The 14,711-nt window shown below is 59.1% G+C and carries 14 protein-coding genes and 1 pseudogene; 4 read left to right on the top strand and 11 right to left on the bottom strand.

Annotated features, from left to right (window positions below; genetic code table 11):
* Nucleotides 1-267: 267 nt before the first annotated feature.
* Both H8B02_RS36170 and H8B02_RS36165 read left to right on the top strand, forming a co-directional pair.
* Nucleotides 268-384, top strand: a pseudogene (locus H8B02_RS36170) (ATP-binding protein); the annotation flags it as partial.
* Between the two features lie 619 nt (nt 385-1,003).
* Nucleotides 1,004-1,516: a hypothetical protein gene (locus H8B02_RS36165; RefSeq protein ID WP_229170604.1), complete on the top strand. Its 513-nt coding sequence runs from the start codon at nt 1,004-1,006 to the stop codon at nt 1,514-1,516.
* A 233-nt stretch (nt 1,517-1,749) separates the two neighbouring features.
* Here the strand turns inward: H8B02_RS36165 and hemN are convergent, their stop codons facing one another.
* The 7 genes from hemN to H8B02_RS36130 all read right to left on the bottom strand — a co-directional run bounded on the left by hemN (nt 1,750) and on the right by H8B02_RS36130 (nt 8,518).
* Nucleotides 1,750-3,084: an oxygen-independent coproporphyrinogen III oxidase gene (gene hemN / locus H8B02_RS36160; protein WP_229170603.1), complete on the bottom strand. Its 1,335-nt coding sequence runs from the start codon at nt 3,082-3,084 to the stop codon at nt 1,750-1,752.
* 888 nt (nt 3,085-3,972) lie between these two features.
* Nucleotides 3,973-4,287 (bottom strand): recombinase family protein, encoded by a 315-nt coding sequence (locus H8B02_RS36155; protein ID WP_312001501.1) that lies wholly within the window; start codon nt 4,285-4,287, stop codon nt 3,973-3,975.
* A 505-nt stretch (nt 4,288-4,792) separates the two neighbouring features.
* Nucleotides 4,793-5,416, bottom strand: a complete 624-nt coding sequence (locus H8B02_RS36150; protein ID WP_229170602.1) for a PIN domain-containing protein — start codon at nt 5,414-5,416, stop codon at nt 4,793-4,795.
* On the bottom strand, nt 5,394-6,575 hold the full coding sequence (locus tag H8B02_RS36145; protein WP_229170601.1) for an XRE family transcriptional regulator: 1,182 nt from the start codon (nt 6,573-6,575) through the stop codon (nt 5,394-5,396). Before H8B02_RS36145 ends, H8B02_RS36150 begins: the two co-directional genes overlap by 23 nt.
* A complete protein-coding gene (locus H8B02_RS36140) occupies nt 6,559-7,377 on the bottom strand; it encodes a 7-cyano-7-deazaguanine synthase (protein ID WP_229170600.1) in 819 nt (272 codons plus the stop codon). Before H8B02_RS36140 ends, H8B02_RS36145 begins: the two co-directional genes overlap by 17 nt.
* Entirely contained in the window at nt 7,374-7,940 is a 567-nt protein-coding gene (locus tag H8B02_RS36135; RefSeq protein WP_229170599.1) for a hypothetical protein, read from the bottom strand. Before H8B02_RS36135 ends, H8B02_RS36140 begins: the two co-directional genes overlap by 4 nt.
* Complete coding sequence (locus H8B02_RS36130) at nt 7,937-8,518, bottom strand: hypothetical protein (protein ID WP_229170598.1); 582 nt, start codon at nt 8,516-8,518, stop codon at nt 7,937-7,939. The genes H8B02_RS36135 and H8B02_RS36130 overlap by 4 nt, the downstream gene beginning before the upstream one ends.
* 147 nt (nt 8,519-8,665) lie before the next feature.
* Between H8B02_RS36130 and H8B02_RS36125 the strand changes: the two genes are divergently transcribed.
* Entirely contained in the window at nt 8,666-9,799 is a 1,134-nt protein-coding gene (locus tag H8B02_RS36125) for a Fic family protein (protein ID WP_229170597.1), read from the top strand.
* A gap of 307 nt (nt 9,800-10,106) precedes the next feature.
* Here H8B02_RS36125 and H8B02_RS36120 read toward each other — a convergent pair whose 3' ends face one another.
* From H8B02_RS36120 to H8B02_RS36105, 4 genes are all read right to left on the bottom strand, one after another.
* Nucleotides 10,107-11,192 (bottom strand): IS5 family transposase, encoded by a 1,086-nt coding sequence (locus H8B02_RS36120; protein WP_229170596.1) that lies wholly within the window; start codon nt 11,190-11,192, stop codon nt 10,107-10,109.
* Nucleotides 11,193-11,269: 77 nt separating this feature from the next.
* On the bottom strand, nt 11,270-11,521 hold the full coding sequence (locus tag H8B02_RS36115; RefSeq protein ID WP_229170595.1) for a hypothetical protein: 252 nt from the start codon (nt 11,519-11,521) through the stop codon (nt 11,270-11,272).
* Nucleotides 11,522-11,567: 46 nt separating this feature from the next.
* Nucleotides 11,568-12,107, bottom strand: coding sequence for a hypothetical protein (locus tag H8B02_RS36110; RefSeq protein WP_229170594.1), 540 nt, complete (start codon nt 12,105-12,107; stop codon nt 11,568-11,570).
* Between the two features lie 262 nt (nt 12,108-12,369).
* Nucleotides 12,370-13,086: a sulfite exporter TauE/SafE family protein gene (locus H8B02_RS36105; protein WP_229170593.1), complete on the bottom strand. Its 717-nt coding sequence runs from the start codon at nt 13,084-13,086 to the stop codon at nt 12,370-12,372.
* 1,214 nt (nt 13,087-14,300) lie between these two features.
* Between H8B02_RS36105 and H8B02_RS36100 the strand changes: the two genes are divergently transcribed.
* On the top strand, nt 14,301-14,711 hold a 411-nt coding region (locus tag H8B02_RS36100), incomplete at its 3' end, for an autoinducer binding domain-containing protein (protein ID WP_229170592.1).

Here is a 14,711-nt window from a genome sequence, read left to right as displayed (position 1 = left end):
GTTGCATCAATGGGATCAGCGTACGTGCACTGATGCGCGGCAGATCGGCGGCGTTCGGGCGGGAAGTGATCGGCGTCTCGGCAAGATCCGTCGACGCGATCCGAACCGCCCGCGGCCGGCCGTCCGGCACCGCGACAACGACGTAGGCGGGACCGCGCCCCGAACGCTCCTTCAGCACCTCAAGGCGGTACCCAAACAGAAAATGATGCGGGTCCGTGATCGTGACGTGAGGCGCGACCCGCTCAAGAATAGCGGTACTCTGACGTGTTCGGCGATCCCACCTACGCCGATGCCGTGCTCGACCGCCTGGTCCACAACGCCCACCGGATCGATCTCAACGGCGAGAGCCTGCGGCGAACCCGCAAACCCGACCGAAAGGCCTGAGCCAGTGGCGCTGTGGACATGCCGCTGCGCTTGGACAACGCAAAGAGCGTTGCCCACATGCCCACAGCAGACCAACAGCAGACCAACAGCAGACGAAGAAGGGCCTCAAGCCGCGATTCAAGGTTGACCCCGCGGCTTCACCGATGCCAGAAACCAAAACAGCCAGAACGCCTCGCGCCCCGGGCGACATCAAATCGGAATGGTGGGCGAGATCATCGGAATCGGCAAACCTGCTAGGATTGGTAGTTGGCCATGTCCAGCACTTGCCGCTCCAATGGCAAGGTGGCTCGAGCGCCCAGCTGGCGCGCCTTACGCGGCGCCCGGCCGTGAAGTTGCCAGTTTCGGCAGCACGGAAAGACGAGATTGAGACCTTGAAGGGAAATGGCGGCCGGTTCGAATCAGGCGGCGGCAGGGTAGGAAAATCTGCAAGGTTCTCCTGAATGACGCAAAAATGCTGCACTATGACCGACGAAGACGAGAACTATCGCTTGCCGCCAGCCCTATGATGCAGGAGCCCGCGTAAAGTGTTTGCTTTGCGGTTTGCCGGGAGTCGTGAGTACGGCGAGCTCTCGCAAAACAAGCCTATCGAAACGGGGAAGTCGGGCAAGGAACGATGGAGATGATTGATCAGGCGGCCGCTTCGGACTTGCGGCCGCTATTATACGGCTCGTCAGGGCGCATTCGCTGGGGTTTGATGTTTCTGGCTGTCCTCGTCGGCTTGTGTTCGGTAGCAGCCCAATTTGGTGGGAGCCTCGCAGGGTTTGTCGAGACGCCGGCAGCCGGCCTCGCCGATTCGGCGGTGGGCCTGTCAGCGGAGGACAGGACATCCCTGACCGAGATACGTTGGGCGCAGCAGAAGGCGAGCGAGGATATTACAGAACTCAACCGCCGCATCGATGCTCAGCGGAAGGACCTTAAAGGGATCTTAGATCAGATCACGGTGCTGACTTCGCGGATTGAGTCCTTGCAGATTCCAGCACCTGTCCCTTCCGCTCCCTCCGCTATTTCTTCGTCGTCGGCACAAGCTGCTTCGAGCCCGGCCAAGAAGCGCGTCGAGAGGTCCAAACCACAGGGGCCTGTTTCCGTCGGAGGTGCGCCAGTGATCGCAGGACAGAGGACGGGCGGCCCTTGACGCCTCAGGCTGCTGCGCGGGGGATCTTAAAGTTCCACCAGCTGCTGCGGCGCGCCAAGTCCCTATCGAGAGCTCGATTGATCAGCAGATACTCTTTCTTCCGATCCGCATCTCTCGGCATTTGAACCGAATTTGAATCTCCACTTTCAGGCGGAGCTGCCCGCGGCGCTTCTTCCGATCACTCGTTAGCGAGGGAGCGCCATGCTTTGGATCTGCTCACATGCGTGGCTTTGCTAATAGGGTGTGCGGTCGCGATAAGCATCGAATGCGGCAGCCACAGCGCGGATGACAAAACGGTGCTCCTGCTTGACGCGGATGAAACCGTCCTGGATCTCTACTATTCCGTCCTCAGTGAGCGTTTCCAAGCGGTCCGCTGAATCAAGAAAAGCGATCGGATCAAATCCGTGGGCAGCACACAGTGCCGGCACGTCGGCCTGCAAATCGCACATCAGGCGCTCGATGATTGCAGCCCGCAGCCGATCTTCTTCAGTGAGACGGTAGCCCTTCGACGTCGCCAGACGACCTGCTCTAATGTGTTGGTTATAGGAAGCAGTTGCGACCTCGTTCTGGACGTAGCCGTCACGGAGACGGCCGATGGCTGACGGACCAAAGCCGATCACGGTTTTGCAGGTATCGGCCGAATAGCCCAACGAGTTGCGGCGCAGCCAACCCGCTTTCTGGGCCAGCGCGAGCTCGTCGTCCGACAAGGCGAAATGGTCGAGCCCGATTTGGTGGTAGCCGGCGGAGACCAGCGTATCTGCCACGGCGGCGGCTTGCTCGGCGCGGGCAATATTGTCAGGCAGCGCCGCCTCGTCGATCTGGCGCTGACGTTTCATATAGGAGGGAACGTGGGCGTAGCCGAAAATCGCAAGCCGGTCGGGCCGCATGGCCACGGCCGTCCTTGCGGAGCTTACACAGGACTGCACCGTCTGATGCGGCAGTCCGAAGAGAAGGTCGAAGTTGATGTGGCTTATTCCATGCTGGCGAAGGCTTTCGACCGCAGAAGCCGCCTGCGCCTCGCTTTGGAGCCGGTTGACCGCCCTTTGAACCTTGGGGTCGAAGCTTTGCACGCCGATGCTCGCGCGGCTGACCCCGGCTGCTCCTAAAGTTTGCGCCATTTCGGTCGTGAACGCGCGCGGGTCGATCTCGATGGCGACGGTAGCCGACTTGCTGAACGCGAAGCAGCTGCGCAGCAATTCCATCAAGGCAAGGAAATTGGCAGGCTTGATGGTAGTCGGAGTTCCGCCGCCGAAATGCACGTCGCTGACGGGCAAGGCGCGCGGCAGTTGGTCTGCAACCAAACGAATCTCCTCCCGCAGCGCCGCCAAATAATTGCGAATCGACCGCTCGCTGCGAATAAGGCTCGTGGGAAAGCCGCAATACCAGCAGATCGACTGGCAGAAAGGGACGTGGAGATAGAGCGATACTGGTTCGTCGGGCGGCAGCCGCCTCAACCATGTCTCACAAGTCTTGGCGCCGATCGTCGTGGTGAAATCCGGTACAGTTGGGTAGATGGTGTACCAAGGCAGGCGAGCATCGCAATACTTGTTCAGGAGTGCGGTCTGCAAGGCTTGACGCTCCCATGCTCATACGGACCCGAAGCTGACCTATGCGCTCTCCTGTGGCTTTGCGTTATGTCAACTCGCGCAAACTTGGTCATGAAATCTGTATCACGTTCCCGAGGTCAGGGGCTGAGGTGGGCGTGAGAGGCATCCACTGGCGATCATTTGGATGCTCGTGCGAAAGATGAGCGTCTCACATGCACATGGCCGATAGCCGCTAGACGTCCTTCCGACCAACTTGCGCGCAGGAATTTAGCAAGGAAAGGGACCATTCAGTGCGATCGGTGAGCCGAGTGGCTTCTCGCCGCTTTCCTCGCTAGGTGGCACCTCTCGGATAAATGCCGCGAGCAGGATGCGTCCGGCGGGCGATGCCATGGACAGTAAGTTGCTGGTTGGATGACGCTGACAAGTACGAGATCATAGAACTTGACGCTAGGTGAGATTCAAGTCCTTTGGAGCCGCGCATGAAATCATTTTGGATGCCACGTCAAAAGAATGGATGGGGCCTCAATTCCGCCACGCTGCTTGTCTCATTGCCGCAAGCATCGTCACGGATGTACTGATGATGTTGGGGCGGGCCCGGCGCACTTCCAACCCGGCAAAGTGCGTCGGGGCGCCTTGGCTCGGAGGCGTCCCGTCGCCGAATACAAGCTGCTTTCCACACCAAGTTTCGGGCGCTGGTGATCGCGAAGGCCAGCCGGGCCAGCTTCCTCACGCCTGGACACTATCTGCGATATGTTTCTGCTGCGCTTCTGCACTTCATTTCGCTTGTTCTTGCGATCGCTTTTGCGGTTATCGATTCTCGCGAGAGCCCGCGCAATTGTGCAGTTCGCGTCCTCGTTAGCGATGAGGGCGTTCATCGTGCCCTTGAGGCCGACATGCAGGTGCGTAACCTCACACTCGGATAAAGTAACGATCTTTACGTTGGCACAGGCATGCGCTTGAACACGCTAGCGATATCTTATCACGCGAGAGGCGATCCATCGCCTCCGCCAGCACCACTTGAAATCGCCCGCGCAAGGCGTCGGCAATAAGCGCTTGGACGCCGGCACGCAGAAGCGATGCACCGGAAATCGGGTGGTCGGAACATTCCTCAACGACTCGAGAACCCAGCTTCTCGGCATAGGCACGGCAGACGCGAAACTTGTCCGCGATCGACGCGTCTCGCTGGTTGTCACTGGAGTAGCGGGCGTAAAGCGCGACCTTCATGACTTGGTCTCCGGTGAAGTCAGGTGCGCTGCGACCCTTGCTCCTTGTTGGCTTGTCCGTACCAGCGGCTGCGCCGCATGGCGAGCGAGCAGACGCACGAATTCGACGAGACGTGGATCTGGCGCGTTGCGGCACTGTGATGCAAGCGTCAACTCCAGTTCGCTGCACCTGTCGATGTCTTTGCATTGCTGAACGCCAACGTCTTTCATCGGAGTGCCACCAAGCGTTGGTCGCACCGGGATAATCCGAGCACCATTAGCTCTACGATAGGCAACAATAAAAAGAAACTCGATGCCAGGCCTTGGATGCGGCTGGCGTGCTCGATCGGACGACTTCGCGTCGTCGCGGGCTGAATCGTATTTTCCGCGTCGTGCGAAAACTTGCGCTTCGGCTTGATTGCAAACTAACTACGTTATCAGATCATTCCATGTTTGCGATATAGATAGTGCGATTCAGTCGGCCGGCGGATTCAGGAAAAACGATCTCGCTCAATGAGTCTGCGTTCTCATCGATGAGCGTCGTCTTTTGTTCTATATGCGCGCGGCAGGCATTCACACATCGGCGCGCGTTCTACTCCGATCAGCTCGACTACCCATTTCAACAAAGTGGGCGGGACCCGCATCCGGGCGAACCGGAGCGCGTTGAAGACCGCATCGGCGCTGGCGCCGTTACCCAATGCCGCCAGCACGGCGGGATGGGTGAGTACATCAAAAGAATTTCCAACGGTCAGGCGCGGATACCGTTCACCGCAGATACGCGTAGCCTTACGCTCGTCGATCAGGGTGATCGCTCCTTTTTCGGCGCCATAGGCGATGGTCGCGGCTTCGCCGTCGTCGAGGGTTGCGTCGCCCCGTCCGATCACCAGATCCTCGAAATGGGGCTCGGTGAGATCGTCAAGCTTCGCAACGGAGATAAGGCCTGCCGCAACAAGCTCGGCGACTAATTGCCCGTCATTTCGACCATTCCGGCAGTCTTCGAGGAGCTCTCCCTGCACGACATCCGTAATGATGAAGGGATTCGGAATCGCCTTCAAAATATGTGGCCCGCAGGCCGTGGCATTCAGATTGATCACGGTACTCGCATCGACAACAACCGGCGCGGTGGGGTCAATCAGGCATGAGAGCCCCATCGGCTTCGCTCCCTTCTATTTCCAGGCCATCGAACATGCGCCGCAGCTCGACACGGTCCAGATGGAGCATGCGGGCGAGTTGCCCCTCGCTCAGTATCCCGCGGCGCCAGGCTTCGCCGGCGAGAAGCCCGAGCCGAAGCGTCGTCGGCCTGTCCGCATCCGCTTTATGGAGGTCGGGACCCGAAAGATCGCCCAACACCTGAGCGGCCTGCTGATCGCTAATGCCTCCATTCGCCTGAAACCAATCCCACGTCCCGGACTTCGCCAGCTTGAGTTCCTCCAATCGCCTGACGATAGCTTCACGTGATACGCCGAAGAAATGTGCGAGCACGATGACATGCCGCCGGGTCAGTTTTTCCGATCCGACGGTAATCTCCCTGAATTTCTGCATGACCGCACGGGCAGGGGTCATGAAGGCTCTGCCGAAGGTGTTGGCGTAACGCTCCTCACGAGAGTTCTCAGTCACGCCCTCCTCCAGAACTTCCGGCTCCCGCCGCGTAGAAACCAGATGACCGAGCTCGTGGGCTGCCGTTTGGGCACGGCGATCGCGTGGGTGATTGCCATTGAGAAGAATGCAGGCGCCGAGCGCCTCGTCGTAGGCGAACAGGCCGGAGATTCCGCCGTCGATCCGACGGATATAGACGCGTACACCAAGTTCAAGCTCAAGCAGCGTTACGATGTCGGAGATCGGGCTCAAGCCTAATCCGAGCCGCTGTCGCAATTCGAGCGCGTCCTGTTCGGCCTGTGCCCGAACGTCACCGGGAAGGATCGGGCGCTCCGGTGGATAGTTACGCAGCGGTTGCACGCCGAGAAGCCGCTCTAGCTCCGCTTCGGCGCGCGCCAAGTTCTCTAATTGCTTCACAGCGAGTTCGACCGCATCATCCTCTTGCTGGAACAACTTGCGGAATTTAGGGGTAAGATCCGTATGAATCGCCTCCTGCCGCATCAGCTCATTGATCGACATTTTGTAAAGGCTCGCGAGCTTGCGCAACTCATCGATCCGCACACGCCGCTGGCCTTGCTCGATCGCAACCAGAGTGGTTCGTGAAAGCCCGACAGATTCCGCCGCCTCCGCCTGCTTGAGCTTGACGCGGTCGCGCGCTTCACGGAGGCGCTCACCAACTTCCGTCGGCGGCATGGTCTCAAGCAGACTGGTCATTGTCGGCCCACTGAACAACAAACGACTGTGGTCCCAGTGAATTCATATTGGTTTTCCATTCTTTTTGGTGTTGGGAGAGCAGCCGGTCCAGTTTTGGACGGATGACCGCTTCCGGTTCGCCGAGGGCGCGTGCGAGCTGAAAGGCCGCGAGATCGAGTGGCCGTTCTGCCGCACGCGACTGCTTTAAATACGCGAGGTGATCGAGATGCAACGTGCCTGCGATTGCATAATGCTTTTGAACGCGGGTCTTTTTATCGAACCCTTTAGCGGCTCCCGCATCGAAGGTAGGCGCAGAGAGATTTTCCCAGACATACGTATCTGCGGGCTCGTTAAGGTCAGCCGCATGAACGCTCAGGCGGCGCAGCATACAGGCCGCGCAAATACCGCATTGGCGCCGGTGATTATCGACCGACACATGACGGTTGTCCTGCCAACATGACCGCGTCTTCGACCACTCGGTGTTCTTGCCCTTGCTCAATGCCATGTACGCTTTGAGCGTTTCACCCTTGGTAAACCACAGGCGCAGGAATACGAAGGCGATGTCGTAGCCGAGAAGCGCTTGGAAAAACGCCGTCATGTGCTTCATGAATCGGGGATGGTTCCGGTAATCCTCATAAGCCTGACCGACGGGCACGAGCGTTGGGCCGAGCGCACCCTGTCCGCTTTCGGGGACGATGACCTTGCCGGCTTTTGCGAAATACGCGGCCGCCCCACTCAGGACAGCAAATTTGAACCCCCGCGACCGGGCGGTTGATTCGATAAAGCGGGATGCGCCGGGCTTCACTTGATAGGGCAGCGTCATGAAAGGCTGCTTCCGCCCAAACGAATCTTTAGGGTGGTCTTTTTTCTTTGATCCAGGCGAACACGCACCAGCCGACTGCCGTATTCTTCCGCCATCAGCGCGCCGACCGCGCGGGAATCGAGGCCATCGCTGAAGGGAATAACCGCCTCGGCCCCGGTATCCAGATGAAATAGTTCCTGTGCCGGTTCGAGGGCGGACTTTTTCCGCTTTATGAAGGTGACTTTCCACTGATCTCCGGTCAGCAGTTCGAGCGCATCATGCAACGTGTCGGACGCGCTCTTCTGATTCCAAGCGTCGGGGTCATGCACTGGCAGGCGCAGTTCAAAGGCCCGCCCCCATCCCAGGGCCGGGCGGCGCTGTATGCGGTCGCAGAACTCAACGGAAGCGGCGAGCAGCATCAGGTCGAATACGACCGGCTCCCATTTCGCGAAGAAATAGGCCGCAAGATTATGCGTCTTGAAGATGAGGTTGGTCCCGATCTCGCACGGAATCCAGCCGGCGCGCGAGCGACCGCCTTCTTCGTGCACCTGGACTTGGATCGCAGGCAGCTCATCATCGTTCATCGCAGCCTCACACCGTCATCAATTCCTTGCTGCTTGACCAATTGCGGTTGGGCGGCAGCAGTGTCCAGTCCCGACAGGCGGCGGGCAAGCCCCGCAATCGGAGCGCTCGCCACCGCGTCTTCCATGCGATTTCTGACGCGGATCGCCATCGATTCGGGGCTTTGCTTACGCAGATAATGTTCTTCCACTTGCCTGGGCCCCCGCGCCGCGCGGTCGCGCAAGGCGTTCTCGACGCCGTCGCAAACCGCGTCGACGCCGAACTTTCCGTTCGCTACGGATTGGATGACGTGATCGACGATCAGGCGTCGCATCGGGGATCCGGCGGATAGATCCCGCCGCGCAGCTTCCAGTTCGACCGATTTATCTTGTCCGAACATGTCGCTCTGGCGGGCATCGCCCAGGATCGGACGGATGGCGCGGACAACTTCGCCGCAGCCTTCATCGCGCCACGTCTCTTCCAGTGCAGGGACGACGCGCGCGGCGACTTCGTCAGGCTCAAATGCGGCCTTGTGCGCCCATTCCGCAAACTTCTTCCAGGCGGGCGTCATGTTCAAACTTTTGTACGGACCATCACTCATGGCGATTCTGCATGTCAAAAATATAGAAAATAAAATCAGACAATGTCAAATACTGAGAATACCCCTCTTGTTCCCCGCTATAGTTGCGGAGAATAATCTTGCAGATGCGGCGAGTGCGCCCCATAATCACCGCAAGAGGTGCGGAGAATGCCGAAATACATCTACGAATATTCAGACTGGCCCGATTTCCGATGGAATTACGAGGCCCTCGCTCAGCAACTGGCCGCAGTACGCCACCGGCAGGGCCGGTTCATTGGCCGCATGCAGGCGCTTGGTTTCCCGCTACGGGAAGAAGCGGTCTTGAAAACACTGACCGAGGACGTTCTTAAATCCAGCGAGATCGAAGGCGAGATTCTGGACAAGGATCAAGTCCGGTCTTCCATCGCCCGTCGTCTGGGTATGGACGCCGGTGCACTCTCGCCGGCCGACCGCAACGTCGACGGCGTGGTGGAGATGATGCTCGACGCCACACAGCGATTCAAAGAACCGCTTACCGACGAGCGATTATTCGGCTGGCACGGGGCGCTCTTCCCGACCGGGCGCAGCGGCTTAAGCAAGATTAGAGTCGGCGCATGGCGCGACGCGGCATCCGGTCCAATGCAGGTTCTCTCCGGCCCGTATGGCCGCGAAAAAATCCATTACGAAGCCCCCGGCGCCGACCGGATCGATCACGACATGGCGGCCTTCCTCGCCTGGTACAATGCCGACGACAAACTCGACCCCGTTATCAAGGCCGCGCTTGCCCATCTCTGGTTTGTGACCATCCATCCATTCGACGATGGCAATGGACGGATTGCACGCGCGATTGCCGACATGTGGCTCGCGCGCTCAGAGCATAGTCCGCAGCGTTTCTACAGCATGTCGGCTCAGATCCGTGTGGAGCGAAATGCCTATTACGACATGCTCGAAGCCACGCAAAAAGGTGAACTCGATGTCACGCAGTGGCTTGAATGGTTTCTCGCGTGCCTGGATCGCGCCTTCGACGGCGCGGAGGCGATCCTTGCGCATGTCTTCCGGAAAGCCGCGTTCTGGAAGCAATATGTGGAGGCGCCTCTCAACAAGCGACAACGCGATATTCTCAACCGGCTTCTCGACGGATTCGAGGGCAAGCTGACATCGTCCAAATATGCCAAGATCGAAAAATGCTCGGCCGATACGGCGCTGCGCGACATCAATGAGCTCGTTGATCGCGGCATCCTTACGAAAGACGAGGGGGGTGGCCGCAATACGAGCTACTCGCTCACGGAGATCAAGGCCGATGACTTCGCCTCAGATATTTGAAAGCTGAGACAGTTTTTGGCATTTCCGGTTTGAATCCCCGCGCCGCACCCGCTTTGTTTGCGCCGAGAAGAGTGAGCGTTTCCTTCGGGCTGAAGGATCGGATATTCTGGAGGGCGCAGCTGGGACATGACTGGCAACTCGAAGAACAAGGCGCCGAGGAAATTCTGGCGCCCTTTGGCCTAGCAGTCTGCTGAAAAACCCGAGGATTTGCGTCTTCTTTGCCTCGGTGAAGGCCGTCGATCAGATTTCAGGTGATGTGTTTGCCGGTTTGAAGGCATTTTTTGCGTGAGGTTGCCGCCCGGTATTGCTACGCGGCCAGCAGTTTGGGAATGCGGATCAGGTTATAGGCGATCAGATTAAGCAGGAAGTCGGCGGCGACGCGAGCGATGCCACGATGTTTGGTCTTGCGCATGGTGCCATGCTGCTTGCCCCATCCGAAGATGCACTCGACCATCGCCCGGCGTGATTGCGACATGCCGTATCCCGGATGCCGCGTGGTTCGTTCGTCGATGGCGCTGTTGCGGGTCTTGCCGGTTTTGGTGACGGCCTGGTTCTGTGTCACATGCGGCGTCACGCCGATGGCGCGGAGATTGGCGACGTGATCGGCGGTATCGTATGCCTTGTCCTCACCGGCCGTGATGCGGCGGCCTGCGGCTTTGCGTCTCGCCTTCAGCATGGTCTCCGAAGCCCGGCGTTCGGCGGTGCCATTGGCATGCGTGACCCTGCCGGCCACCGCCAGCCCATGCCGGTTCTCCATGGTGGCGTGGCCCATATAGTAAAGCTTGGCCTCCCGTCCGGCCGCCTTGCGGTAAAGCCTGCTGTCAGGGTCGCTGGTGCTCGCATGGGTGTCGTTCTTGCGCTGCTGGCCGTGGAAGTTGGCGCCGTCATCATCGTCACCGCCGCCGTCCTTGGGGCGAAAGCTCTTCTGTGAAGCCCAGGCTTCGATCAGTGTTCCATCCACCGAGAAGTGCTCGTCCGACAGCAGCGGCCTGACCTGCGGATGGTTCAGAAGCCGGGTCATGAACTTCGTGAACACATCGCCGTTCTGCAGCCGCTCCCGGTTCTTGGTGAAGCTGGTCGGGTCCCAGACCGGATCGTCCGGCGACAGGCCCACGAACCAGCGGTACAAAAGATTGTAGTCCAGTTGCTCCATCAACTGGCGTTCCGAGCGGATGCCGTAGAACACCTGCAGCAGCAGGGCGCTCAGCAATTGCTCCGGAGGGATCGAAGGACGTCCCTCGCTGGCATAGAGCCTCCCAAGGCTGCGGTTCAAATCACTCAAGACATCCCGAACGAGTTCCCGGACCTTCCGCAGCGGATGGTTCGCCGGCACACGCTTATCCGGCGCGATGTACGAAAACAGCCCGCCCTGATCCGCAAACCTGCCCCGCATGATCGTCTCTGCCGATTCGAGATGATAAAGTGAATCATCAAGCCTCCTCCGTGGCGAGGGGGTTCTTCAGCAGACTGCTAGAGCGAACGAAGCCTCTCTCTGATCGCGCCTATGAAGGGCGTGTAAATCCCAAGGGGGTGCCATGCCTTTACCTTGGCTGTTCGTTTGTTGCCGATCGGCCCAACACCGCAATTTAGCCAGATGGCTACTCCTGTAGAGGAAAAAGCTTCGGCGATCACGGTTGGCGTATTGAGAGCTTTATCGCTGACGAAGTGCTTCGCAGCCGCGAAGGGCGTCGTTTTGATGCAGCAGAGGATGCGGATTGACATGAGCTCCTCTATCTTCGCGAGTATCCCATCTCATCCCTAATTCAAATCACGATCGACTTGCCCGAAGAGAAATCCCTCCCGAGCATGCCTTCAGAATCGAGACGGCGAATTCGGACCAATAGCGAGCTTGAACTCTGATCTTGGAAATTGGAACGGCCGCTCGCGCCGGACTCGATGGCTCGTGAACTCCGCTACCATCCATTCCGGCCGCTGACGGTGGCTTATCTGGCTCATAAGCTGGCCTGTTCAGAAGTTTGATTGCGAACGCTTGCAGACCGTCTTCACCCAGCACCTCGACATAGTTGACGCGCGAGCCAACAACGAGATTGGCACGGCCTTCCAGGACGCTGATTAAATTGAAGTATATCTCGTGGCCCCTATCGCTCTTGAGGATGCCGAATGTACCCCTTGGATCGATCCGCACGACCGTACCTATCGGCTCTCCTTCACGAGGGCTCGCCTGACCCGCCGCGCCCATCAGGTGCTCTCGGTTTTGCAGCTGGCTGCGCATTTGATTGAAGCTGTCGTGCACGACAGAGGCGAAATCGGCGTGCCGCTCATCCCACTCGCGCGCCCCGCCCGACATTGATCTCCCGCCCATTGGGAAGCGCGAACTGGGTGCTCACCTGATCCTGACCATTCCGGCTCGTGACGATCAACCGGGCACCGAACGGTGATGTGCCCCGCCGTCGCCCGGCGATGTAGCTTTTCCAGGTTGGAAATATGCTGCTCAATGGCTACTTGCAGGCTTTGAAAGGGCGTCAGATTCTCGAGCTCAATTTGAGCCGCGGTTTGCATCATATGGCACCTCGACCTAACCGCGCTGTGAAAAGTAAGACGTGAGATTTTCAAGCGCGAACCAATTGGATGCCGGCGATGAGCAGAACCGCCACAAGGATGAACCTTACAGTTGTCTGGCTCATCCATTTCAGGCCGATGACCGTTCCTGCCACGGCACCCGCCAGTGCGGCGATTGCATAAAGCCCGAAATTCGATGACGGAAATTGGCCAGTGAAAAGAACTCCGACGAAGCCGAGAGCGGAGTTAGCCAGGATAAAAGGCGGCGACAGCGCGGCGGTCTGCTTAGGTGACGCCCAATTCAGTGCGATAAGCGTCGGGGCGAGGAACACTCCGCCGCCCACGCCGGTCAGCCCGGAAACGAGGCCGATGACTGCACCAATGCTCAACGTTCCCCAGAGCGGAGTTTCGCAAACGCGTTCGGCGGCGCGTCCGTGCCGCACGATCATCACGGCGCCTGCCAGAAGAAGTACGACTCCGGTCAGCGTCTTGTAAATGTGTTCCCCGAGCACCATAAGACCACCGGCAAGCGCCGTTGGCATCGATGAAAGCAGAAGCGGACGCAGCATTATCCAGTCAACAACTTTGTTGCGGTTGATGACCCACGTAGAAAAAGTCGCGACCACAATGTTGAGACCAAGCGCCGTTGGGCGCATCTCTGTCGATGGCACACCAGCAAAAGCCATCAACGCCAGGAATGCAGTACCACCCGCCTGACCAACGGTCGTATAGAGCAGTGAGATGATCGCCAGGAGCAGAGAAAACATACTCACCGATCTTGGCGAAGCTCTTCGCCTTGGTTGCGACCGCATCAAGGATGCCCTGCCGAGGTGAGGCGCAATTGTCTTTCCCGTCGGGACTTTGCCTTGGATTCCCAGTTTTAGTCGGAATGCGCGCGGCCGGACCTATAGTCAGTCACGATTGCCATGTGGCGATCGTCTCCGTCAATTACTAAGGTTGGTAGTTGACTGGGCCGCGCAAGAACTTGGTAGCTGCCGGTCGACGGACAAGGCCTGTCGGATGGGCAGTGCTCCCGGCCCCGCCTGACGTCCACGGCTGCATTCCGAGCCGCTGCACATGCACGGTACAGTCGGTTGCCCGGTCGTCGACCTGCTTTTTCGTCATCTCTCCACTGATGCCAGGAAATTACCTTTTGCGGCGACTGCTGCGTGTTGCTCATCGCCCGCACCCTCGACGTTGTGGACGGGCGGAGCACCGGCCAAGGGCAAGCGATGCTAATTGGCAAGACGGGGAAGAAAAATGATGCCCTGTCATCTTCGCCGGCAAGCAGAGCATCGACGGTGACACCACGCAGGTCGAACCCGGTACCCGCGAGCGGGCTGGCGTGCTCTAGCTCACGCGGTTCGCGAAGTTCAGCGCCTAGGGTCTGCCCGCGCTCGGCCTCAGGACGCAGCGAAGCTTCACTCGGGCCGGACCAATCTCTTGCACAATCCAATCTGATCTATGTTGACGTCGCAGCCGGTTGTGCTGGGCGGTTCGTATCGCCGGCTGAATCGTTAGGACAGCCGCCGGATCGCCTCCAAGTCGCAGGGCGCGCACGCCGGCCAAACCAGCGCTCGGACCTTCCGTCCCTACCGCCATCAGCAGGTCGATCGTGCATCGAGAACGTAGACCATCAACATGGCCGTCCCTGCCGCGATCTTCAATATTGTCAGCGCGTCGCCGGCGACCCGGGTAGATCATATTGAATGACGTGAGCGCTGCGGTGCGCGTCGTGCTGTTCGGCCTCGGACGAAGGATAGGGCGGCACCTTGGCTGTTTGACGGAGACGATCACGCCACCGGAGTTGGCGCAGGGCACCGAATTCGGGAATGGCGTCTGAGGCAGCATGCGAGCGCTCCAGACTTCACGAAGAGCAAACCGAAGAATTCAGGTTATGGAATGGAACTTGGCTCCGCCTGGAACAAGCGCAATTGAACGCAGCGACACCGACCTGGATCGGCGTCCTGAGCCGCCCGTCATGGATCTGTTTAGCTTCACTGAATGCGCAAACCAGACGCATTCGCTCAGAGCGCTGTTCGAGCTTCTTGTCAGCTGCGCCACCGAGGAGGGCTTCAGTGAAGTTGCTTACGGCGCCCTCAACTTCGTCGAGCCGCTTCGCCTGGCGGAGTATCCACCCCCGACCGTGGCCATGAAATGGCCGCCAGACTGGTGCGACCGATACTTAAAACGCAAGTACCACACCATCGATCCGGTGGTGCGGCGGACGCCCATGCTTTCTAGGCCGTTTGTGTGGGAGCAACTCGCCGACCACTATCAACTTCAACCTGACGAGAGACGCGTACTGGACGAAGCGAGAGAGGCAGGCCTGAAGCATGGCATGAGCGTGCCATTGTATGGGCCGTTAGGCCGCGTATCTGTGGTGTCGTTT

The sequence above is a fragment of the Bradyrhizobium altum genome (assembly GCF_020889705.1).
GTDB lineage: Bacteria > Pseudomonadota > Alphaproteobacteria > Rhizobiales > Xanthobacteraceae > Bradyrhizobium > Bradyrhizobium altum.
Note: the sequence above shows the minus strand (reverse complement) of the source record. Positions and strands in the feature narration are given on the sequence as shown.